The sequence below is a fragment of the Actinomadura keratinilytica genome (assembly GCF_039539665.1).
GTDB lineage: Bacteria > Actinomycetota > Actinomycetes > Streptosporangiales > Streptosporangiaceae > Spirillospora > Spirillospora keratinilytica.
The window spans coordinates 1-614 of sequence record NZ_BAABDO010000293.1 but is presented as its reverse complement, the minus strand read 5'-3'; the positions used below and the strand labels follow the sequence as shown (position 1 = coordinate 614).

1 protein-coding gene is annotated in these 614 nt (G+C 67.8%); it reads left to right on the top strand.

Going from position 1 to position 614, the window contains the following annotated elements:
* Nucleotides 1–314: 314 nt before the first annotated feature.
* A partial coding sequence (locus tag ABD879_RS32770) for a hypothetical protein (protein ID WP_345025681.1) occupies nt 315–614 on the top strand: 300 nt, incomplete at its 3' end.

The following is a 614-nucleotide window of genomic DNA, read 5'->3' as shown; positions in this document are numbered from 1 at the left end:
GATCTCCTCGAAGGTCGAAGAAAGTCCCTCACCGCGATGGCGCACGTCTGGCACGACCGGCGTCCCGATCTGTACTCGGAGAATCAGTAGCCGGAGGTCACGGGGATTTCGGGCGATCTGGGCTGATCGCATCGAGGAGGCTGCGGAAGGCGCCGTCGGCGACCGGGTCACCTCGTCCGGTGCGGCGGGTCACGGGCAACACTCGGCAAGAGGACGCGTCGAGGGCCGAGCCGCATCACACTGTTCCTTTAAACTTTGAGAATATGCCGACCGCAGACTGCGGTCGGCCGTTCTGTGTTACGAGGAGGTAACCCGTGGGTACACGCCCATCTCGCCGCTCACCCGGCGGGCACCGAGCGAGTCGCCGTGATCTGCTGCTCGGCCTGCCGGCCCTGGGGCTCGGCGCCTTCGCGCTGGGCGGCTGCGCGCAGGCCGGGGCGACGACGGACGTGGAGAACGTCCTGTCGATCTCGCTGAACCAGACCGAGTCCCATCCCAGCTTCTCGGCGCTGTCCTTCTTCGGGGAGCAGCTGGCCGAGGCGACCGAGGGGCGGTGGGGTGCCCGCGTGTACGCCAACGAATCCCTCGGCGCCCAGCAGGAGGTCGTCCAGCTG